Annotated in this window: 16 protein-coding genes and 2 pseudogenes; 6 read left to right on the top strand and 12 right to left on the bottom strand. The window is 70.0% G+C overall.

Going from position 1 to position 20,986, the window contains the following annotated elements:
- Positions 1-36 precede the first annotated feature (36 nt).
- Entirely contained in the window at positions 37-513 is a 477-nt protein-coding gene (locus tag ACQEUX_RS10470) for a heme-degrading domain-containing protein (protein ID WP_433044833.1), read from the bottom strand.
- Positions 514-540: 27 nt separating this feature from the next.
- Complete coding sequence (locus ACQEUX_RS10465) at positions 541-2,001, bottom strand: SDR family NAD(P)-dependent oxidoreductase (protein ID WP_433044830.1); 1,461 nt, start codon at positions 1,999-2,001, stop codon at positions 541-543.
- A gap of 178 nt (positions 2,002-2,179) precedes the next feature.
- On the opposite strand from ACQEUX_RS10465, the gene ACQEUX_RS10460 reads away from it, so the two are divergent.
- On the top strand, positions 2,180-5,356 hold the full coding sequence (locus ACQEUX_RS10460) for a BTAD domain-containing putative transcriptional regulator (protein ID WP_433044827.1): 3,177 nt from the start codon (positions 2,180-2,182) through the stop codon (positions 5,354-5,356).
- Between the two features lies 1 nt (position 5,357).
- Here ACQEUX_RS10460 and ACQEUX_RS10455 read toward each other — a convergent pair whose 3' ends face one another.
- From ACQEUX_RS10455 to ACQEUX_RS10445, 3 genes are all read right to left on the bottom strand, one after another.
- Complete coding sequence (locus tag ACQEUX_RS10455; RefSeq protein ID WP_433044824.1) at positions 5,358-6,185, bottom strand: ABC transporter permease; 828 nt, start codon at positions 6,183-6,185, stop codon at positions 5,358-5,360.
- Positions 6,182-7,162: an ATP-binding cassette domain-containing protein gene (locus ACQEUX_RS10450; RefSeq protein ID WP_433044821.1), complete on the bottom strand. Its 981-nt coding sequence runs from the start codon at positions 7,160-7,162 to the stop codon at positions 6,182-6,184. Before ACQEUX_RS10450 ends, ACQEUX_RS10455 begins: the two co-directional genes overlap by 4 nt.
- A 193-nt stretch (positions 7,163-7,355) precedes the next feature.
- Positions 7,356-7,823, bottom strand: a complete 468-nt coding sequence (locus tag ACQEUX_RS10445; RefSeq protein ID WP_433044818.1) for a MarR family transcriptional regulator — start codon at positions 7,821-7,823, stop codon at positions 7,356-7,358.
- Positions 7,824-8,307: 484 nt separating this feature from the next.
- Here ACQEUX_RS10445 and ACQEUX_RS10440 point away from each other — a divergent pair.
- Positions 8,308-8,601, top strand: a pseudogene (locus ACQEUX_RS10440) (transposase); the annotation flags it as partial.
- A gap of 176 nt (positions 8,602-8,777) precedes the next feature.
- Positions 8,778-9,335 (top strand): dihydrofolate reductase family protein, encoded by a 558-nt coding sequence (locus ACQEUX_RS10435; RefSeq protein WP_433044815.1) that lies wholly within the window; start codon positions 8,778-8,780, stop codon positions 9,333-9,335.
- Between the two features lie 382 nt (positions 9,336-9,717).
- Here the strand turns inward: ACQEUX_RS10435 and ACQEUX_RS10430 are convergent.
- Positions 9,718-10,518 (bottom strand): annotated as a pseudogene (locus ACQEUX_RS10430) (IS5 family transposase).
- 573 nt (positions 10,519-11,091) lie between these two features.
- Here ACQEUX_RS10430 and ACQEUX_RS10425 point away from each other — a divergent pair.
- On the top strand, positions 11,092-11,886 hold the full coding sequence (locus ACQEUX_RS10425) for a S1 family peptidase (RefSeq protein WP_433044812.1): 795 nt from the start codon (positions 11,092-11,094) through the stop codon (positions 11,884-11,886).
- A gap of 143 nt (positions 11,887-12,029) precedes the next feature.
- Positions 12,030-12,881: a pyridoxal kinase PdxY gene (pdxY, locus tag ACQEUX_RS10420; protein ID WP_433044809.1), complete on the top strand. Its 852-nt coding sequence runs from the start codon at positions 12,030-12,032 to the stop codon at positions 12,879-12,881.
- Positions 12,882-12,933: 52 nt separating this feature from the next.
- Here the strand turns inward: pdxY and ACQEUX_RS10415 are convergent, their stop codons facing one another.
- The 3 genes from ACQEUX_RS10415 to ACQEUX_RS10405 form a co-directional block, all read right to left on the bottom strand.
- Positions 12,934-13,266: a putative quinol monooxygenase gene (locus tag ACQEUX_RS10415; protein WP_433044806.1), complete on the bottom strand. Its 333-nt coding sequence runs from the start codon at positions 13,264-13,266 to the stop codon at positions 12,934-12,936.
- A gap of 131 nt (positions 13,267-13,397) precedes the next feature.
- Positions 13,398-14,816 (bottom strand): WGR domain-containing protein, encoded by a 1,419-nt coding sequence (locus ACQEUX_RS10410; protein WP_433044803.1) that lies wholly within the window; start codon positions 14,814-14,816, stop codon positions 13,398-13,400.
- 99 nt (positions 14,817-14,915) lie between these two features.
- Positions 14,916-16,595, bottom strand: coding sequence for a hypothetical protein (locus ACQEUX_RS10405; protein ID WP_433044800.1), 1,680 nt, complete (start codon positions 16,593-16,595; stop codon positions 14,916-14,918).
- A gap of 162 nt (positions 16,596-16,757) precedes the next feature.
- On the opposite strand from ACQEUX_RS10405, the gene ACQEUX_RS10400 reads away from it, so the two are divergent.
- Positions 16,758-17,891 carry a tyrosine/phenylalanine carboxypeptidase domain-containing protein gene (locus ACQEUX_RS10400; protein ID WP_433044797.1) on the top strand — a complete coding sequence of 378 codons (1,134 nt, stop codon included), beginning with the start codon at positions 16,758-16,760 and terminating at the stop codon, positions 17,889-17,891.
- 15 nt (positions 17,892-17,906) lie between these two features.
- Here the strand turns inward: ACQEUX_RS10400 and ACQEUX_RS10395 are convergent, their stop codons facing one another.
- The 3 genes from ACQEUX_RS10395 to ACQEUX_RS10385 all read right to left on the bottom strand — a co-directional run bounded on the left by ACQEUX_RS10395 (position 17,907) and on the right by ACQEUX_RS10385 (position 20,411).
- Complete coding sequence (locus ACQEUX_RS10395; protein WP_433044794.1) at positions 17,907-18,242, bottom strand: hypothetical protein; 336 nt, start codon at positions 18,240-18,242, stop codon at positions 17,907-17,909.
- 94 nt (positions 18,243-18,336) lie between these two features.
- Positions 18,337-19,275 (bottom strand): acetamidase/formamidase family protein, encoded by a 939-nt coding sequence (locus tag ACQEUX_RS10390; RefSeq protein ID WP_433044791.1) that lies wholly within the window; start codon positions 19,273-19,275, stop codon positions 18,337-18,339.
- Between the two features lie 110 nt (positions 19,276-19,385).
- Positions 19,386-20,411: a polysaccharide deacetylase family protein gene (locus ACQEUX_RS10385; protein WP_433044788.1), complete on the bottom strand. Its 1,026-nt coding sequence runs from the start codon at positions 20,409-20,411 to the stop codon at positions 19,386-19,388.
- Between the last annotated feature and the right edge of the window lie 575 nt (positions 20,412-20,986).

Below are 20,986 nucleotides of genomic sequence, written 5' to 3'. Positions count from 1 at the left end.
GGCGGCCTCGTCCCGGAGGCCGCCGGGCCCGCCCGGCTAGCGGGGGAGCTTGCGCAGGATGTCGACGACGAAGCGGTGGTCGTCCAGCTGCGGCAGGCCGGAGACACCGACCCAGCCCACGACGCCGGTCCCGCGAACGCGCAGCGGCACCGCGCCCCCGGCCGCCGCGTACCGCGAGGCCGGCAGGCTGTACCTCTCGGCCAGCGTCACCTGCTTGTCCTGGCACAACCGGGCCATGTACAGCGAGGAGTGCTCGAACCGCATCACCACCCGGCCCTTGCGGCGCAGCCAACCGTCGTTGTCCGCCGTCGACCCCGGCAGGCCACAGTGGAACAGCTGGCGACCGGAGCGCCACACCCCCACCGAGACCGGCAGCCTCTGCTCACTCGCGGCGGTGACGGCGAGCATCCCCAGCTCGTACGCGTCCGTCTCGGACAGGCCCGGAAGCTCCAGCTCGCTCTCCTCGCGCAGCAACTCGTCCAGCGTCGGCCACGGGTCACGGTCAGCTGACATGTTTCTTCTCCTCGTCGTGCGGGGTGATCACCAGGCGCAGGGCGCGTAGTCCTTCAGGAAACAGCCGTACAGGTCTTCGCCCTGCTCGCCGCGGACGATCGGGTCGTACACCCGGGCCGCACCGTCGACCAGGTCCAGTGGGGCGTGGAAGCCCTCGTCGGCCAGCCGCATCTTCGTCGGGTGCGGGCGTTCGTCGGTGATCCAGCCGGTGTCGACGCTGGTCATCAGGATGCCGTCGGTCAACATCTCCTGGGCGCTGGTGCGGGTCAGCATGTTCAGCGCGGCCTTGGCCATGTTGGTGTGTGGGTGCCCCGGCCCCTTGTAACCACGGCCGAACTGCCCCTCCATCGCCGACACGTTCACCACGTACTTGCGGCGGGCCTGCGCGGCGGCCATCGCTGGTCGCAGCCGGCTGACCAGCACGAACGGTGCGGTGACGTTGCACAACTGCACTTCGAGCAGCTCGACCGGGTCGACCTCGTGCACCCGCTGGACCCAACTGTTGACCGAGTCGAGGTCCGGCACGAGACCCCCGGCGTCGATGGCCGTGGACGCCGCGATCCGCTCTGGTGAGGCGGAACCGCTGGTGAGTGCCAGCGCCGTGAGCGCGTGCGGGGTGAGCGCGGTCGACTGCGGCCCGGCGGTCAGGCTGCCCACCGGGCCGCCCTGGCCATCCGGCTTGGCGAACGTGATCAGCTCCGGCAGCGGGCCGTCCGGAAGGGCCGCGGCCTCCGCGGCGATGAGCTGCGCGTACGCCCCGGGGGAGCGGCGGACGGTCTGCGCCGCGTTGTTGATCAGGATGTCGAGGGGGCCCTGGCTGCTGACCGAGTCGGCGAGGGCGATCACCTGGGCGGGGTCGCGCAGGTCGATCCCGACGATGCGCAGGCGGTGCAGCCAGTCCCCGCTGTCGGGCATCGCGGCGAACCGGCGGACCGCGTCGTGTGGGAACCGCGTCGTCACCGTCGTGTGCGCACCGTCGCGCAGCAGCCGCAACGCGATGTACATGCCGATCTTCGCCCGGCCGCCGGTGAGCAGCGCACGCCGGCCGGTCAGGTCGGTACGGGCGTCGCGGCGCTCACGGTTGAGCGCGGCGCAGGACGGGCAGAGCTGGTGGTAGAAGGCGTCCACCTCGCGGTAGCGCTGTTTGCAGATGTAGCAGCCCCGCGGGTTGTGCAGGACGCCCGCCGTCTCACCCGCCACGGAGGATGCCAGCGGGATGCCCTGGGTCTCGTCGTCGATCCGCCCCGGGGCGCCGGTGGCGGTGGCCTCCGTCACCGCCCGGTCGGCCGCGAGGATGGCATCTCGCCGTTCCTCACGTCGCCGCTGCTTGATCACCTTGTAGAGCCGGGCGGTGGCTCGCTGCACCCGCACCACGTCGGGATGATCGGGCGGCAGGGACTCCAGCGCCTCGAAGACGCTGAGGCAGGCCTCCAGCCGGTCTCGGTCAATGCCGTCCTGACCGTTTTCGGTAATGCTGTCCACCGTCATGCGTCTGTGTCTCGTCCCGTGTCCCGTGCCGGATCCAGCCCGGCCCACCCAAGTCCGACCCGAAACTGTACGCACCGCGCTGCCTCCGACGCATCCTGCGTGTGCCGCCCGCCCTGAAGCCGCCCACCGGTCAACGACCCCGCGCGTCCGGGAGGTACGAGTGGGGCATGCTGTGTTCGTGCAGATCACGATCCTCGGCCCGCTCGCCGTCGACGGCCGGCCGGTCCGGGGTGAGCGGCTCGCGGCGGTGCTCCGCGCGCTCGTCGAGGCGCGCGGGCGGGCCGTCTCCACCAGCCTGCTCGTGGACGCCGTGTGGGACGGCGCGCCACCCGACGACGCGACCGGGGCCGTCCAGGCGCTCGTGTCCCGGGTGCGCCGTCTCGGGCTGCCCGTGGTCGCGGTGCCGGGCGGATACCGGCTGCCCGCCGAGGAGATCACCGTCGACGCGGTCGAGGCGCGGACGCTCGTCGAGCAGGCGCGGACCGTACTCCGGTGCGGTGACGTCCGTGCCGCCCGCAGTTGGGCCGACCAGGCACGTGCCCTGTTCCCCGAGGTCCCGGAGCTGGTCGCCGCCGAGGACACGCGCCTGTTCGCGGATGTCGCCGCGCTGCGCGCGCAGGCGGCGCTCGCGGGCGTCGGCCCGTTCGACGAGGTCGACCTGAGCCGGCTCGTCGCACGTACGCCGCCGGACGAGCCGTCCGCCGCCCTGCTCGTCCGGGTGCTCGCCGCCCAGGGGCGGGAGGCGGAGGCACTGGAAGTGGTCGAGAGACTCCGGGCCGAACTGGCCGACCGGTACGGCACCGACCCGTCGCCCGTGATCACACAGGTTCACCTGGCGCTGTTGCGCGGCGAACTCACCACCTCGGTCGTGACGCCGCCCCGGCCGCCGGCGCGGATCGCCCTGCCCGCCGCGTGGCGCCGGCCGATGCCCGCCCTCGTCGGCCGGGAGCGGGACGTCGAGACCGTGGGCGAGGCGCTCGGCAAGGCGGCCCTGGTAACGATCGTGGCGACCGGCGGCGCGGGCAAGACCCGGCTCGCCGCGGAGGTGGCGCGCCGCGCGGCGGCAGCGGGGCAGTCGGTACGCGTGATCGAACTCGCCGGCCTGCGCTCACCAGACGAGGTGCTGCCCACGGTGCTCGCGGCGCTCGGGGGCGGGGACACCTCGGCGACCGGGGGCAACCTGGGTCTCGAACGGCGGGTGCTCAGCCCCGAAGAACGGCTACGCGCCGTGGCACCCGACCTCGACGGGCTGGTCGTGCTGGACAACTGCGAGCACGTCCTCGACGCGGTGGCCACCGTCGTCGCGGACCTGGTCGCGGTGGCCTCACCGGAGGTGACGGTGCTCGCGACGAGCCGTGCCCCGCTGGGTCTGGCCGGCGAACTGGTGCACCGGCTGACCGTGTTGCCGGACACCGACGCGCTCGCGCTGATCGAGTCCCGGGCGAGGGCCGGCGGCGCGGTGCCGACCTGGGACACCGAGCGGGTGCTCGCCCTGTGCCACCGCCTCGACAACCTGCCGTTGGCGCTCGAACTGGCCGCCGCACGACTGCGGCACATGCCGATCGACGACGTGCTCGCCGGACTGACTGACCGGTTCGCGCTGCTCGACGACGTGCTGCGCGGTCTGCCGGACCGGCACGCGAGCCTGTGGGCGCTGGTCGACTGGAGCAGGGAACTGCTCGCCGAGGACGACCGCGAGCTGCTCCAGAGGATCGCCGTCATTCCCGCGCCGTTCACCGCGGACCTCGCCGCCGCGGTCGCGCGGGCCCCGGACGTGCGTCGCGGCCTGGCGACACTCGTCGAACAATCCCTGCTGACCCTGGTCGAGGGAGACGGTCCGCCCCGCTACCGAATGCTCGAAACGGTCCGTGAGTACGGCGAAGCCCGGCTCGACGCGGTCGGTGCCCGAGGGCCGGCCATGACCGGCCTGGTCGGGTGGGCGCGGGAGCAGGCCGTCGCGCTCGCCGGCCGTTTCGTCAGCCCGGGCCAGGTCGAGGCGCTCCACCGCTGCGCCGCCGAGCAGGACAACCTGGTCGCGGGCCTGCGGTGGGCACTGAGAGAAGACGACGAGCCCGCCTCGGTCGACGTCGCCACCGCGCTGTTCCACCTCTGGTCGGTGCGTGGCCTGCACCTTGAGGTCCTCGCGTGGGCGCGCGGGCTGCTGAACGTCAACGACCCGGAGCGACGGCTGCGGTCGGCGATCCTGCGGGGCGGGGCCAGCGGCCGGCCACTGCCCAACGCCGACCGACTCGCCTGGACGTGCGTGGTGATCAGCGTGAACGCCGGCATCAGCGCCGACCTGCGGCCCGCCGTGCTCGCCCGGCGGGCCCTGCGGACGCTCCAGGCCGAACGGCCCGCCGAGGTGTCGCCTCGGCTGACCGCCCTCGCGTCGGCCTTGCCCGGCTTCGACGCGTCCGATCTGGAGCAGAGCATGAAGAGCGCGACCGAGATGATCGCGCACCCGGACCCGTACGTGCAGGGGCTCGGGCTGTTCGCGCGCGCGGCGGTACGGGAGAACGGCGGCCTGCCGGAAGCGTCGATCAGCGACGCCGAGCAGGCGTACCACCGCTTCGAGGTCGTCGGCGACCACTGGGGCATGGCGATGGCCGCGGGCGCCGTCGGGCAGTTCCTGGTCCCGGGCGGGGAGGCCCGGTCGGCCGAGTGGCTCAAGCGCAGCGTTCAGCACATGGAACTGGTCGGCGCCGCGCAGGACGCGCGGTCGATCCGGGTCCGGCTGGACGTGCAGCTCGCCCTCACCGGCGACGCGGAGGCGGAACGGCGACTGGGTGAGACGGCCACACCGGGCCAGGCCGAGCAGATGGACACCGCACAGGCGCTCCTCGGCCTGGCGCACCTCGCCTGGCAGCGCGAGCGGTACGACGAGGCGCTCGCCCACGCCGACGAGATGACGCGCATCCTCGCCGGGTGGGTCGGGCCGCCGCCACAGCCGCGCGTGATGCTGCGGGCCGCGGCGGCGGTCCTCTATCTGCGGGTGGCCCAGGCCCGGCGGGTGTCGGGGAACGACGCCGCCGTCCAGGCGGCCGTGCTGCTGTCGTTCGCCCGCGACGATGCGCTGACCTCAAAGGACCTGCCGGTGATCGGAGCGTGGGCGTCCGGCGGCGCGGAACTCGCGGCGTACCGGGATGACGTCGGCACCGCCCGCGAACTGTCCCTACTCGCGAAGCGGATCGGCACCCACATCGAGATGTTCTTCCCAACCGGAAACAGCGAACGGCTCAGCGCCATCCTCGGCGACGAGGAGCAGCGCGAGCCGTTGCTGACCGCGTGGCGCGAGCGGCCGCCCGCCGCGGCCGTCACCCGGATCCGCGAGCTGATGGACGACCTGCTCGCCTAGCTCAGATCTTCCTGCGGTACGCGCGCAGCGCCAGCGGCATGAACACCGCCACGAAGCCAGCGCACCAGGCGAGTGTCCACCACACGTGTGAGCCGACCGGGGTGCCGAGGAACAGTCCGCGTACCGACGCCACCAGGTGGGTCATCGGGTTGACGTCGACGAAGGCCTGCATCCAGCCCGGCAGGGTGTCGGCGCCGACGAACACGTTCGACGCGAAGCTCAGCGGCATGATCAGCGCGAACATCAGACCCTGCACGGCACCCGGTGTGCGTACCTTCATCGACACGTAGACCGGCAGCCAGCTCAGACAGAGCGCGAACAGCACCGCGAGCAGGCACCCGGCGATCGCCCGGAACGGGTCGGTGTCGATCCGGAAACCCATCAGGTAGCCGATCGCGAGGGTCGAGACCGTGACGATCACGTACCGGACGACGTCGCCGAGGACCGCGCCGACCAGTGGTGCGGAGCGGGGGATCGGCAGCGACCGGAACCGGTCGAAGATGCCCTTGGCGATGTCGGTGTTGAGGTTGACGCCGATCGCTATGGCACCGGTGGCGATGGTCTGCGCCAGGATGCCGGGCAGCAGGAACTGCAGGTAGTCGTGGGTCGATCCGGCGACCGCGCCGCCGAAGATGTACACGAAGATGACGAGGAACAGCACCGGTTGCAGCGTGACGTCGATGAGCGCCTCGGGCGTACGCCAGGTCTTGATGAGGCTGCGCTTGGCGAGCGCCAACGAGTGTCGGACCAGCCGGAACGGTCGGGGGTTCGGGGCGGTCGTCGAGAGTCCGCGGCTCCTCGTGGGTGAGACGTCGATCAGAGTGCTCATGCCGCGACCTCCGTGGGGCGGGTGGTGTCGTCGTCGGATGCCGTACGCCCGGTGAGGGTGAAGAACACCTCGTCGAGGCTTGGCAGGTGCAGGGAGAGTTCGGTGACCGCGATACCGGCGGTGGCGAACCGCGCGACGCTCTCGGTCAGGGCCGCGTCGTCGGTGACCGGGACCGCGAGTACGCCCTTGCGGATCTCGTCGGCCTGCGCGCCGGAGCCGACCTGGGTCAGGATCGCCGCGGTTCGGGGCAGCTGCGCCGGGTCGGACGGCCGGACCTCGAGGGTCTGCCCGCCGACCACCCGCTTGAGCCCCTCCGGTGTGTCGTGCGCGATGACCCGGCCGTGGTCGATCACCGTGATCGCGTCGGCGAGCGCGTCGGCCTCCTCCAGGTACTGCGTGGTCAGCAGCACCGTCGAGCCGTTGCTGACCAGTGAGCGGACCACGTCCCACATGTCCTCGCGCTTGGCCGGGTCGAGCCCGGTCGTCGGTTCGTCGAGGAAGATCACATCGGGGGAGCCGACGAGGCTGGCGGCCAGGTCCAACCGTCGTCGCATGCCGCCGGAGTAGGTCTTGGCCTGCCGGTTCGCGGCGTCGCTCAGGTCGAACCAGTCGAGCAGTTCGGCGGCGCGCCGCCGGGCGCCGGTGCGCCCCAACTCCAGCAGGGTGCCGAACAGCTCCAGGTTCTGCCGGCCGGTCAGGTCCTCGTCGACCGAGGCGTACTGGCCGGTGAGGCCGATGCTCTGCCGAACGCGCTCGGCGTCGCGTACCACGTCGAAGCCGCTGATCCGGGCGGCACCGCCGTCCGGGGTCAGGAGCGTGGAGAGGATGCGTACGGCGGTGGTCTTGCCGGCACCATTGGGGCCGAGCACCCCGAGCACCGTCCCCCGGGGCACGGCGAGGTCGACGCCCTGTAGCGCCCTCGTCTTCCCGAAGTTCTTGACGAGGCCCTCGGCCTCGATCACCAGGTCAGCTGTCATGTCCCACAGCCTGCGCGGGTCGCCTGACACCGTGCCGACATGCCACCGACACCGGCTGACACCGGCAGCAGGCGGGTCAGGCCCTAGCGCGGTGATCGACTCGACTTCCCCGAAAGACGCGGTATCCACACGCCCGCGACACCCCGACATCAGCAGAACCGAGTCGATCAAGCCGTGCGCACACCGGACCAGGTCAGACCGCCGGACCGTCCGTGTTCCGGATCATCTGCCGGAGCGCCTTCAGGGTCGTCACGTAGTCGGCATCGTCGATGCCCCGGTGGATGCGGGCGCGGATCGCCGGAGCGTGTTGCTTGAGGTCGACACGAGCCTCCTCGCCCGCCTCGGTGATCCACAGCCGCTCCTGGTCGTCCCGGGTGAGCCAACCCCGCTGCAGGAGAACGCCGGCCTCGGCCTCCAGATCGTCCTCCGACCTCAGATAGGTGCTCATCGCCAGCTGAAGTTCGGGGATGGTCATGCCGTGACCATCGGGTGAGATGTCGTTGCTCGACAGGTTGCGGAGCAACCAGAACTGGGGCTGGGTGAAGCCGAACTCGGCGTGTCGAGCACGCGTGAAGGCGATGAGGGCCTCGTAGGCCACGCCGGTCCAGAAAGCGGCAGGCTGGGTCGCGAGTTCGGCGTCGGACAGGCGCTGGGTTGCCACGGGTGCCTCCTGGGAGAGTTCGCCTGAGCGCGACCCTAGGACCTCAAGTCGTGTTGAGGTCAACGGGACGGCCCCGCTGCTCCCGGTTACCGACCCGGTTCGGCGCAGGCCGGCCGGGCTCCCTCGCGAGGAGCCCGGCCGGTGCGGTCGACGCCGCCGTGGAGCTGTCCCGCTCAGTCGGGGGGCGTGCTGTGGTGGGAGAGGCACGTCGATCTGCATGATCACGTTCATTGCCTGCGGACACACCTCGTAGACCGGAGCGAGGGTGAGGGCGTTGGCGAACGTCGCGGCGTCGGCGAGGGCGCGCCGGACGTGTGTGTGCCTGCTGATCAACCACAGGCCCAGATCGTCGGCGTACTGCACCCCGTCGGGATCGACGAGAATACGTCGCCACATCGTGGCCGGATCGGTGAGATAGACCCCGACGAACGGGTTCAACCGCAGGGAACGCCTCCTGATGCGCGCGGCGCGAAACCGGCAGCGCACCGCCGGGCAACGCGGCGACAGCCCTCAGTTCGTGCCGGTGTTGGAGCAGATCCGGGTGATCCGCCCCGGCGGCGGCCGGCCGCGTACTCGCCCGGACCGTGTCCTGGCCGACAAGGCGTACACCTCGAAGGCCAACCGCGCCTACCTGCGCCGACGCCAGATCAAGCCCTGCATCCCGAGCAAAAGCGACCAGGACGCTCACCGCAAGGCCAAAGGGCCGAAGGGCGGCCGACACGTTGGCGTCCGCTACCAAGCAACCCTCACCATCGCCGTCATCGGCGAGTGGCCATGAGCCTGGTTGGTTCTGAGCGCGAGAAGCGGTCCCGACTGGGCGGGAGTCTGGGTCCCGGCATCTTCCGGCGGGTTTCATTGGGCGCGAATCTGGGACCCGGGGCGCGTGTACCTCGAGCTCGCCGACGCGACGCCAGCCTGGGCCGCGACGCCGTAGTGACGTTAGACTCGCCGGCCATGGGAGTCCTCACCTTCAGCCTCAACCTCACCCTGGACGGTTGCGTCGACCATCAGGAGGGGATCGCCGACGACGAGACGCACGCCTTCTTCACCCGTCTCATGGACGAGTGTGGGGCAATGCTGTGGGGTCGCGTCACCTACGAGATGCTGGAGAGCTACTGGCCGGCCGTCGCCCGCGGCGACGACGAGGCTCCGCCGGCCATGCGCGAGTGGGCGGTCAAGCTGGAGGCCAAACCCAAGTACGTGGTGTCGTCGACGCGCAAGAACTTCCCGTGGACCAACAGCCACCACATCGCCGGCGATCTACGCGAGGGCGTGCAGAAGCTAAAGGACGCGACCCCGGCTGGAGTCCTCCTCGGAAGCGGCAAGCTCGCGACCGAGCTCGACCGGCTGGACCTGATCGACGAGTACAAGCTGCTCGTCCATCCCAGGATCGCCGGCCACGGCCCGACGCTCTACCAGGGCGGGCTGCCCGGCACGCGCCAGCTCGAGCTGCTCTCGGCGGAGCCGCTCCGCAACGGCGTGGTGGCCATGCACTACCGCCGCGCGCGCTGAATCACAGGAGTCCATCGCCGCCAGCTCACCGGCAGCGCGGCGTCCTCCTTGCGCTCGCCGTGCAGCGCCGAAACGACTCCTCGAAGGCGAGGACGTCTTCGAAGAGCACGGTCGAGGGCTCCGTGGATGTCGCCAGCGGCGCAGCATCGTCCGAACGGCTACTACGAGGTCGATGCCCTTCTCCGCGGCCACGACATCATCGGCGACCCCGGCTAATTGATCGACATCCTTGCGCTCACCCGCCGACGCCTCCAGGACGGGACCCACACTCCCGCACGTTGATCATGGAGAAGCACTCCGCCCTGGGCCCAGAAGAGACGGCTATCTCGGCCCCCGTTTCCACGGCCGAAGTCACCTGATTAGGAAACACGCCTTACAACTCCTAACTCTTTGAGTGTTGGAGTCGGCGCCAGCAGATGATGGCGCAGGCGAGGGTGAGGAAGGCTTCGTGGATGTCGTCGCGGATCTCCCAGCGGATGCGTAGGCGGCGGAACCAGTGCAGTAGGGCGATGGTCTTCCCAGCGTCGGGTGCCGAGTCCGGAGCCGTGGTCGGTGCCGCGTCGGGCGATGACCGGGGTGATGCCCCTGTCGCGTAGGTCGCGGCGGTAGCAGTCGTAGTCGTAGCCGCGGTCGGCGTAGATGTGCTTTGGTCGCTGTCTGGGTCGGCCGCGGGTGCCTTTGATCGGTGGGATCTTGTCGACCAGGGGCATGAGTTGGGTGACGTCGTGGCGGTTGCCGCCGGTCAGCGCCGTGGCGAGAGGGATGCCGCCCGCGTCGGTGATGACGTGGTGTTTCGAGCCTGGCTTGCGGCGGTCGACCGGGCTCGGACCGGTTTTGGGCCGCCTTTGAGCGCCCGAACGTGAGAGCCGTCGATCACCGCCCGCGACATGTCCAACTGCCCGGCGGCCCGCAGCTTGCCGAGCAGTGCCTCGTGCAGGCGTTGCCACACGCCGGCGTCGTTCCAGTCCCGCAACCGGCGCCAACAGGTCATCCCCGACCCGAACCCGAGTTCTTGGGGAAGGTACCCCCACGGGATCGCGGTGTAGAGCACGAACAGAATCCCGCACAACACCTTGCGATCATCCAGCGGCTTACGGCCAGGAAACCGTTGGCGGCGCGGTGGTCGAGGTGGCAGCAGCGGTTCGATCTCGGCCCACAGGTCGTCCGAGACGATCCACGGCAACTGCTCACCCCTCCTCACGTTCAGACAGAACGACCCTCACGTCCCAGGGTTACGCCCAACATCATTTCGTTAGGAGCTCTTAGTCGACATCACGGTGTCCCGACATCTGGGCGTCCCGATGTTGGCGATAGGGCGGCAATCGGGGGTCTGGTCGGGTCGGGCAACCGACCGCGATGGACGGTGGCCGCATGGGGTGGCCGCGTTTCCCTCATGGTCGGGAAACGACCTCCGGGACGGCAGGTGAGGCCGCAGCCGCCTCGTCGCCCGCACTGAGGTCGCGGGAGTCGCGGGCGCCGCTGGCCGCACAGACGCCGTTCCGGCTCACCCGGCGAGAGGGCACCGGCATGCCGGGCGGGTGACCACCGGTCGCCCTCGACCGTCGGCGTGTCGACCGTGCTCCATGGTGTCGCTGGCGTGGGCACGACCAGGGCGGCGTCGTACTGGTCGGCATCCATAGCGCCGGTGGTACGACCAAGAGAGTATGTCGTGCAAAATCCATTGATCTCAATATGATGACCGCTATCTCGAATAAGGTGCGCTCACGAGGCGTGCCATCCCGATGCGGAGGACTGCATGGTTCGCTGGCGTACCCTCTCTGGCCTGGTGGCCACCGCGTTGGCCGCGGTGACCGCGGCCAGCCTCACTCTCGCCGCGCCGGCCGCCGCGGCCGACAACCCCGTGACGCCGAACGTCGTCGGCGGCACCCGCGCCGCCCAGGGCGAGTTCCCGTTCATGGTGCGACTCTCGATGGGCTGCGGCGGGGCGCTGTACAGCCCCCGGCTGGTGCTCACCGCGGCGCACTGCGTGGGCTCGACCGGCACCAACACCAGCATCACCGCGACGCTCGGAGTGGTCGACCTCCAGTCGGCGAGCCGGATCACCGTCCGGTCCAACTACGTCTACCGGGCTCCCGGCTACAACGGCGCCGGCCGGGACTGGGCGCTGATCCGGCTGGCCACCCCCGTCACCGGGCTGAGCACACTGCCGATCGCCACCACGACCGCCTACGACAGCGGCACCTTCACCGTCGCCGGCTGGGGTGCCGCCCGTGAGGGGGGTCCCCAGCAGCGGTACCTGCTCAAGGCGACCGTCCCGTTCGTCAGCGACGCCACCTGCAACGCCAACTACGGCGGCGACCTCATCCCCGCTGAGGAGATCTGCGCCGGTTACGCCAGCGGCGGCGTGGACACCTGCCAGGGTGACTCGGGCGGCCCGATGTTCCGCCGCGACGCCGCCAACGCCTGGATCCAGGTCGGCATCGTGAGCTGGGGCAACGGATGCGCCCGGCCCAACTTCCCGGGCGTCTACACCCAGGTGAGCTACTTCGCCTCGTCGATCGCCTCGGCGGCGGCGAGCCTCGGCGGCTGACCGTACGACCGAACGGGCGGCCCGGACGACGATGTCCGGGCCGCCCGCGCGTGCCGTCACCGACGGGTGAGTGCCGAGTGGGCCACCCGACAGAAACGGCGGGCCGCGCGTGCGGCGCCTGCCGCAACGGCCATGATGAGCCGGTGAAGATCCTGTCCATCCAGTCGTCGGTTGCCTACGGTCACGTCGGCAACTCGGCGGCGGCCTTTCCCCTGCAGCGGCTCGGGCACGAGGTCTGGCCGGTCCTGACCGTGCACTTCTCCAACCACACCGGGTACGGGGCATGGCGTGGGCCGATGCTGCCGGCGGCGGACGTGGCCGAGGTGATCGAGGGCATCGAGGACCGCGGGGTCCTCGGCAGCGCCGACGCGGTGCTGTCCGGTTACCAGGGCGACCCGGCGATGGGCGCGGTGATCCTGGCGGCCGTGGAGAAGGTCAAGGCGGCCAACCCGGACGCGGTGTACTGCTGCGACCCGGTGATGGGCGACATCGGGCGCGGGATGTTCGTCCGTCCGGGCATCCCGGAGTACCTGCGGGACACCGTCGTGCCGCGTGCGGACATCATCACGCCGAACCAGTTCGAGCTCGACTTCCTCGCCGGCCGTAGGACGAACTCGCTGACCGAGGTGCTCGACGCGGTCGACGCCGTGCGCGCGACCGGCCCACGCCACGTCCTGGTCACCAGCGTGCTCCACGGCGACGTGCCGCCGGGCTCGCTGGAGGTGGTGGCCGTCTCGGACGAGGGCGCCTGGGCGGTGACCACGCCGCTGCTGCCGATCAACCCGAACGGCGGGGGTGACGTCACGGCGGCGCTGTACCTCGCGCATCTGTGGACGACCGGCTCACCGGCGACCGCGCTGGAACGCACCATCGCCTCCGTCTTCGCCGTCCTCGAGGCGACCCTCGCCGCGGGCACCCGGGAGATCCAGTTGATCGCTGCTCAGGACGTGATCGCCGACCCGCCGGCCCGGTTCACCGCCCGACGGCTGCGCTGACGGCGAGTCGGTAGGTAGGTGCCGGCGGGTCGACGACGCGCGCCGGCGTCGGTCAGCGGCTTTCCGGGACGGCCATCTCGCCGAGCAGCGACCAGTCCTCCTGCGGCACGGTGGCGTTCACGATGCGCGGCGTCTCGGCCAGGTGCGCCGGCAGGGTCTGCTGGGCCGTGCGGAAGTGGGCGGACTGCACGTGGGCCGCACCGGCCTGGTCGTCGCGGAACGCCTCGACCAGCACGTACTCGGTCGGGTCGTCCAGGCTGCGGGACCAGTCGAACCACAGGCAGCCCGGCTCGGCCCGGGTCGCCTCGGTGAACTCACCGGCGATCTGCGGCCACCGGTCGGCGTGCTCGGGCAGAACCCGGAACTTGGCGGTAATGAAGATCATGGCCTCAGGCTACCCAGATCGGCCGACGCGCGGGTGGGTCAGCGGTCGACGCCGTCGCTTGCCGGAGATCTGGTTGTGCAGACCGGCCCGTGAGCGCCGCTCTGGTTACCGGGCCGGGCCGTGATCGTCACTCAGCGCAGGCGCCGGATGTCGCCGAACGCCCGGTAGAACCCGCCACGGCTGGACTCGCGGACCTCGGTCACCAGGTAGCGGGCGCCCGGCTCGCGGATCCCCTTGGGAAACTGCACCGACCAGTCGCGCCGGTAGCCGTCGGACAGCACCTGAACCCGCAGCCGTCCCCGGTCGTCCAGGCACTGCACCACCACGCCCCCGTCCGACGTGTTGGTCACCTCGACGATCGTCGGCTCCACGGGCCCCGGTGCCTGGCGAGGGGCCTTGACGTCGCGCACCTCGGGGACGTCGCCGACCTGGGCCGCGCGGATCGCCGGCTCGCTCGCGTCGATGCAGGCCAGGTGGCCGCCGGTGGTGACGACGTAGAGCCGGTCGTCGTGGTACTGCATGGAGTAGGCCGAGCCGCAGCCGGTGCCGAGCTTCCACAGCCGGGTGCCCGCCGCGTCGAAGCAGTAGATCGAGGACTGGCTGTCACCGGCGAAGACATACTCGCCGCCCTGGGCGGTGGCGCAGGAGAACACCGCCGCGTCGCACTGGTAGCTGCGTTCGAGCCGACCGGTCTTGGACAGTCGCACGACTTCGCGGGTGCCGGTGCCGGCGAACACACTGCCGTGCTCCTGCCAGCCGAAGAGCACCGAGCCGGTCATGGTGTGCCACAGTTCGCGGCCGGTACGCCATTCGTAGCCGGTCACCCCCTGCGAATGGCCGTGGTAGATGGCGTCGGGGTCGCACCGCACCATCCAGGCCGAGCGCCCCCGCCCGGGCCTACGCCAGAGGAACTCGTCCTCGTGGTCGACGGCGGTGATCCCGCCGTCGGCGTCCGAGACGCCCAGGACACCGTCGTGGATGTCCAGCCAGTAGATGTCGATTTCCGGGGCGATCGCGTAGGCCACCCGGGGCACCTTGCCGGAGAGGTCGTAGACGTTGCCGTCGTCGCAACCGGCGTAGATCCAGGCGTCGTCGGCGACGATGCACTTCACCCCGTCGGGAAGGCGGACCTGGCCGCGCACCTGGGCGTCGTGGTCGAGAGTCGTGATCACCCCGTGTTCGTTGCCGACCATGCAGTGCTGCCCGTCGACGAAGATGCCGAAGGCGGGGGCGCCGGAGTCGTAGCGCCAGAGCACCGGTGCGGTGCGGGCGGTGGAGCGGGTGCTGACGATCTGCCGCCGGGAGACAGTGCGTTTCTGACGGACGCCGGGGATTGCCGGAGAGTAGCCCTTGCGGACCTTCTCCCCGATCTTCTTCGCCGCGGCGGCCCGGGCCCGGGCGTTGTCCGGAAAGGCACTTGCCTTGACCTGCCCCTGGTCGCCGATCCGGCCGTAGCGCACGGTCAGCGTGGCGTTGTCGACGATGACCTCGTAGAACTTGTGTGCACCGTCCACTTCGGACAGTTCGAGGTAGGTCGTCTCCTGGGACATGAGGGGCCTCCGAGGGGTCAGCGACCGGCCCGACATGGCCGGTGCGGCGGCAGTGACGACACGCTAACGGCGGCCCCCGACACAATCGGCGCGCTCCAGTCAGCCCTGGCGCAGGACGCGCGCGATCGCGGTCGCGACGGCGGTGGTCAACACCCATCCCGAGAGGATCAGGCCCCAGGCCACCCATCGGGCCCCGCTGTCGAAGCGCCAGGTCGTGTCCTGCCCGAGGCTGACCACCGGGATCAGGAGGTCCACCGAGTAGACGAGTGAGTGGAATCGCGGCGGCTTCTCCACGGCGGCGATGGCGCTCTCGCGGATCGGCGTGAAGACGGACCATCCCACGAGGGTCAGCCCGATCAGCCAGACCGAGGCGAGCCAGGTGCGGTATCCGTAGCCGACGGTGGCCCACAGGATGCCCGACCACAGTCGCGAGACGCCCCTGACCTCCTTTGCGCGGGCGTGTTGTTTCCGGTAGCCGACGATGCGTGCCTCGTGCTCCTGGCCGGCCCGCCGGTACGCGGCGATCAGCTGCTCGTACGGCTGCGGGCGGTAGTTGGTGTCACCCCGGGTGAGCCACGTGATCCGCTGGTGCACGGAGACCGGTTGGGGTGAGCTCAGCCGGTCGTACGAGAACCCGTCGAGCACGATCGCACCGGGCCACGTAATGGGGTTGTCCACGACCACGAGGACGGACACGTTGGTCAGGTCGAGCGTCGCCGGGGGTTGTGCGAAGTCAAGTTCGACCGTGCCGGCGGACGCCCCGGACAGGTCAATGAGACTCGGGTCGGTGGGTGGGTCCTCCGTGCCGGTCGTCATCTTCGCCGTGTCGAAGGAAATCGTTCCCTCGACTCTGGCGAAACACAGGCCGATCGCCCCGTCCGACCGGAACCCCTGGTCACATCGGATGTCGCGGGTCACCCTCAGCCCGTACGCCTGCAGACTCGTCGGTCGATTCGCCAGGCGTTTGCGTGGCGAACCGCGGTGGGGGTCGGTCAGGGCGACGCCGCTCAACAGGACCGAGCCACCAACCTTCGCGTTGTCGAGAACGATCCTGCCCTCGACCGTGGCCGCGCGCCGGTTGGCGTCCGCGTCGAACCAGATCCCCTCGTCGATCTCCGTGCGCTCAGCCTGGAGGCACACGTCATCCGGGCTGCGCAGATCGGCACCGCGGAAGATCGCCGCTCCGCCGATCTGGGCGCCGATCATCCGTATCTGGCCGGTGACGACCGACTTCGAGAAGGAGACGTTGCTCCGGACGGTCATCTGGCTGGCGAGGACCGCGACCGTGGAGCCGAGCAGCGTGGACTGCCGGAAGTGGAGCACACCGTCGATCTGCGCGTAGCGCAGGTCGATGGTGTCGGTGCTGGTGACCTGAACCATGCTCACGGAGCCCCGCACCCGTAATCCGGTGGCGAGGAGCCCGGGGATCGCCGTGCCCTTCGTCAGTGACAGGCTCAGCAGATTGGCGTCGTCGAGTCGAGGAGCCCGGAGGAAGACGCACGACTCGAAAGTCAGTGGGTAGCCGATGTCGAGGCCGGCCAGAACGAGTTCACCCTCGATGGTCGCTCCGATGATGTGAATCGTGCGGATGTCGCCGGCCAGACCCTCGATTCGGCCGGTGACGAGTCGCTCCAGGAAGTCGGCCCGCACCGTCTTGTCGGAAATCGGCGTGGCGTCGGCCGGGGTGCGGCTGGTGCAGACGTCGCGTATCAGTCGCTCGACCGGGCGGAGGTCTGCGTCGGGGCCGTCGCTTGTGGAACGTGGCTGTAGCAGATCCATTCCATGGATTCTCGCGAGGGCGGTATCAGGGGACAATGAGCCATCGATGCCGCGCCGGTGGCCGATTGTCCCATTGGCGGCGCCGAACGTCGGCGGTGAGTGTCGAGCCGACGGTTCTGTGAGAGCATCTCATGCAGCCGTCATCCGCGAAGGGGTCACAGAATGGGCGTCGACCTGGATGCCGTCAACCGCGCCACCCGGGTGGTTCTGGGCGCCGTCCACAACATTTCCTACGCCCACTACATCACCCCCACCAACCTGACGCAGGTGCGGACGGATTTCCTCGACGCGCACGACGCGGGTCGTGCCGTGGACCCGCGTTTCGAGTATCCGCCGATACCCGGCGAGCACGCGGTCGCCCTCGATGCGGTGCGGGACGTGCCGACGGGCGCCGGGCCGTGGCGGGAGGCCCTTGACCGTGAGTTGAGGTACGCGCGGGCAGGTCTCGCGGCACTGCGGTCCCGCGACCCGGAGGCGATGACGAGCTATTCGCAGAGCCAGTTCGGCGATGTCGCCGCCGCTGCGGTGGTGGGTGCGTACCGGCGCCTGGGCGAGCAGCCGCCGACAGCCGGTGTCGAGGCGACGTGGAGCTCCGACCGGGTGGTTGTGGCAATGGGCCGGGTCCTGGCTGAGCTGGGCCTGGACGACTGGACGATCGGGCACAGCGAACACATGGCAGCGCGGATGAGTGTGGTCGGCCGGCGGCGTGAGGTACGCGTCAAGCGGGGCGCCACCTTCACCGGCGCGACCGTGCGACGGCTGATCGTGCACGAGATCGGCACGCACGTGCTGCGTACGGCCAACGGGCTGCGACAGCCACTGCACCTCCTGGCGCACGGGATCCCCGGCTACCTGGGGACCGAGGAGGGGCTGGCGGTCTGGCACGAGCAGCAGGCGGACATGGTCGATCCCGATGTCATGCGACGGTACGCGCTACGCGTCATCGCCTGCGACACGGCGCTGCGGGCTGGTTTTCGCGCCGTGTTCGACGCGGTCCTGCCACACACGACCGCCACCGAGGCGTTCGATCTCGCGGTCCGGGTGAAGCGAGGGCTTCTCGACACGTCCGCGCCCGGCGGGTACATCAAGGATCACATCTACCTGGGCGGGTTCATCGACGTCACGAACCACCTGGATCGCCATCCAGGTGACCATGATCTGTTGATGGGCTGCAAATGGCCCCTGTCGGAGGTGCCTCTGCTGCGGACGCTCCTCGACGAGCAGTCGGCGCTGTTGCCGCATTATCGGGTCGACGAGGTGGTCGATCTGACCCGGGCGGTTGTCGCCGAGCGGTGAGGTGCGGGGCGACCGCTATTCCGTCTTGAGAATCTCCCACCTGTGACAGAACGCGGATATCAGCTCGAACAGCTGCCGGGCGCTTCTCGTCTCGGACGTTTCGGGCCCTTCGAGGAACTTCAGTGACACAGAGTAGACGTTCCACTGCATCAGCGGTTCGACAATCGCCGAGTAGAGGTTCCCTGTCGCTCCGATGAGGACGAAGAAGCTGATGATGGCGTTCAGGGTCTCGACGATTTCTGGTCCGGCTGCGGCCGGGTCGAGCTGTCCGGCGTCCACCTGCTGCTGCAGGTAACCCACGCGCTCCAGCCCGGCGCCGGCGTCTTCTCGTGACTCGATCTTTACCGGCACTCTGTCCCCCGGGCTGGATAGGTGAAGCCGAGGAGTCAGATTAGATCGCGTAACGCGAGAGTGATTGCGGACTGGAAGAAGACCGACAGTCGGCTCACCGCTGTGGCCAGCCCAGCGCGCCGTCGCGGAGCACCGCGTGTGCGCCGACGGTCTGGTTGACGATCTGCGTCACCCGTACGTCGACCGCGACGCTGGCCAGCGCCACCGCGTCCGGACGGCTGAGGCCGTGTATCCGCTGCATCAGGGTCAGCATCGAGTCCAGGGCCATGAACGTGGCGTCGTCGAGGGACGCGCCGACACCAAGGGTCAGCCACTCGTCCGGGGTGCGGGCGACCGGGCCGGTGACCGGGAAGTCGTCGCGGACGTCGAAGGTCAGCGTCACCTCGTCCATCGGGCACTCGATCGCGGTGCCGCCGATCTCGCCGTCGCCCTGTGCGGCGTGCCCGTCTCCCACGGAGAACAGTGCGGTGTCCACCGGGATCGGCAGCATCAGGGTGCTGCCGGCGGTGAGGTCCCGGCAGTCCAGATTGCCGCCCCAGGGGCGCGGCGGGATCGTCGAGTGCAGCCCGGGTGCGGCCGGCGGCATGCCGAGAACTCCCATGAAGGGCCGCAGCGCGACCGTGTGGCCGTGCTGGTTGCGGCCGGTCATCGTCACCGGGTCCAGGGTCCAGGCGTGCACCACCGGCTGCTCCGCCACGCCGTAGCGCTGGTTGAACCCGCTCGGCCAGCCGCCGGCCACGGTGGTTCCCCAGGTGGCCGGGACGACCGCGTCGATGCGTACCACGAGGGTTTGGCCGGCGCGAGCACCGCGGACCGCGACCGGGCCGATCAGGGCGTGCCCGTGGTCGGGTTGGTGCTGCGGAGCCCGGGGCCGGTCCCGGTTGTGTCCGCCCGGATACGGGCCCGCCGACCACCAGCAGTCCAGGGTGCGGTAGGTGACGGTGTCGCCGGGGTCGATGGTGAGCACCGGTGGGAAGTCGGGGGAGAAGTGGCCGTGCAGGGTGTCATCCCCTGGTGTGAGGGTGTGTCGCATCACCGCAGGCTAGTGGCAGCCGAGGTGTACGACAGGAACCCGGGTGTGCGAGCGGGCGCCCGGCGAACCGGGATGCCGGGCACCCGTCGGCACCGAATCGGTCAGACCTGTCAGCCTGTGGTGCAGGAGCGGATCTGTGGACGGGCGCTGCTGTTGCCGTTCGTCATCGTGGTGAAGCCGAAGGTGTTGCCGCTGCCGTTGGACCGCATGGTCATGACGGTGCCGCTGCTGTCCCAGGTGGCGCTGCCGTTCCAGATGGTGGAGACCCGCTGCGGTGCCGTGATGGCCACGACCACGGTCCACGTGCTGGCGCCGCTGACCGTCACCGACGTGTTGTACCGGTCGCTCCAGACGTTGGTGGTGGTCGCCGTCGCGGTGCAGATGCCGCCGGTGGGGAGCGGGGTGCCACCACCGGGCGGCGGGCTCGTGCCGTCGGGCGCGACCGCGCGGCCGGTGGACGGCGAGATCATGCCGGGGCACAGGTTGCGGCTGGTGAGGTTGGCGATGATCTGGGGGATCGCGTCGCGGGTGTTCTGGATCCCGTCGTGCATGAGGATGACCTGGCCGGCTTGGAGGCGGCTCGCGTTGGCCACGATCTGGCTGGCGCTGGCGCCGTTCCAGTCCTGTGAGTCCACGTCCCAGATCACCTGGCGCATACCGAGAGATGAGGCGACGGACTGGAGGGTGGAGTTGGTCTCCCCGTACGGCGGGCGGAACAGTTGCGGCCGGATGCCGGTGGCCGACTGGATCGCCGAGCTGGTCTGGGAGAGGTCGGACTGCATCTGAGCCTGGGTCATCGAGGTCATGTGGGCGTGGTTCCAGCTGTGGTTGCCCACCCACATGCCGGCGGCGACCTGTACCTGTGCCGCCGACCGGTTGTTCTGGACGTTCTGCCCGACGTTGAACATGGTGGCCCGCGCGCCGTTGGCGCGCAGCACGTTCAGCAGCGCGCTGGTGCTGCCGGTCGGGCCGTCGTCGAAGGTGAGCCCGACGTAGCCGTTGCAGGTGGCGGCGGTCGACGGGGTCGAGGTGGCGGCGAGGACGACGCCGCACATCCCAACGGTGGTGGAGAGGACGGCGAGGGCGGCGCGCAACCGCCTCGACCGTAGGGCCGTGCCGGGGGAGACCTTGCTCATCTGGTGCCTCTTCTCGTAGACCCGGACGCGCCCCGATACGTGGGCAGCACCGTCCGAACAGGCGTGGGTGAGTGGGGAGGTCAACCCGAGACCGTCACGACGTCGATTGCATTGACCTCGATGGATCGGAGTATTGCAGCGAGATTTCCGAAGCGTCAACAATTTCCGGAAGACCCCCGGAACGAAATGAAGTGCTCCGCGGGGCCCTGACCTTGCGCTCGAAGGCATGGGCGCCGCCGGGGGCGGGCCGCTCGATCATGCCGTGAGGCATCCGGTACGCGGCATGATCCGGTAACCCCTCGTAACTGCCGAGGGTGAGCGTCAGTGCCCGGTGTCCGGTGCCCCGGGTGCTGACCGGCGGGGCGGTCGGCGCCGGCTCGTGTTTCGCTTCGATCAACCCGTTGACATGGTTGTGGTCCGCCCGGAACTATCAGCGGCAGTCCACTGCTCCTGCCTCCATCGGTCCGAGTCCCATGACAACGATGTCAGGCCAACTCCGAAGGAGAGCGTATGGCCGAGACCAGCGGGTTCAGCGGTCCACTCTGTCCAGACGTTCGACGTACTCGACCTGGTTC

Source organism: Micromonospora sp. CA-259024, assembly GCF_050936255.1.
Classification (GTDB): Bacteria; Actinomycetota; Actinomycetes; order Mycobacteriales; family Micromonosporaceae; genus Micromonospora.
Note: the sequence above shows the minus strand (reverse complement) of the source record. Positions and strands in the feature narration are given on the sequence as shown.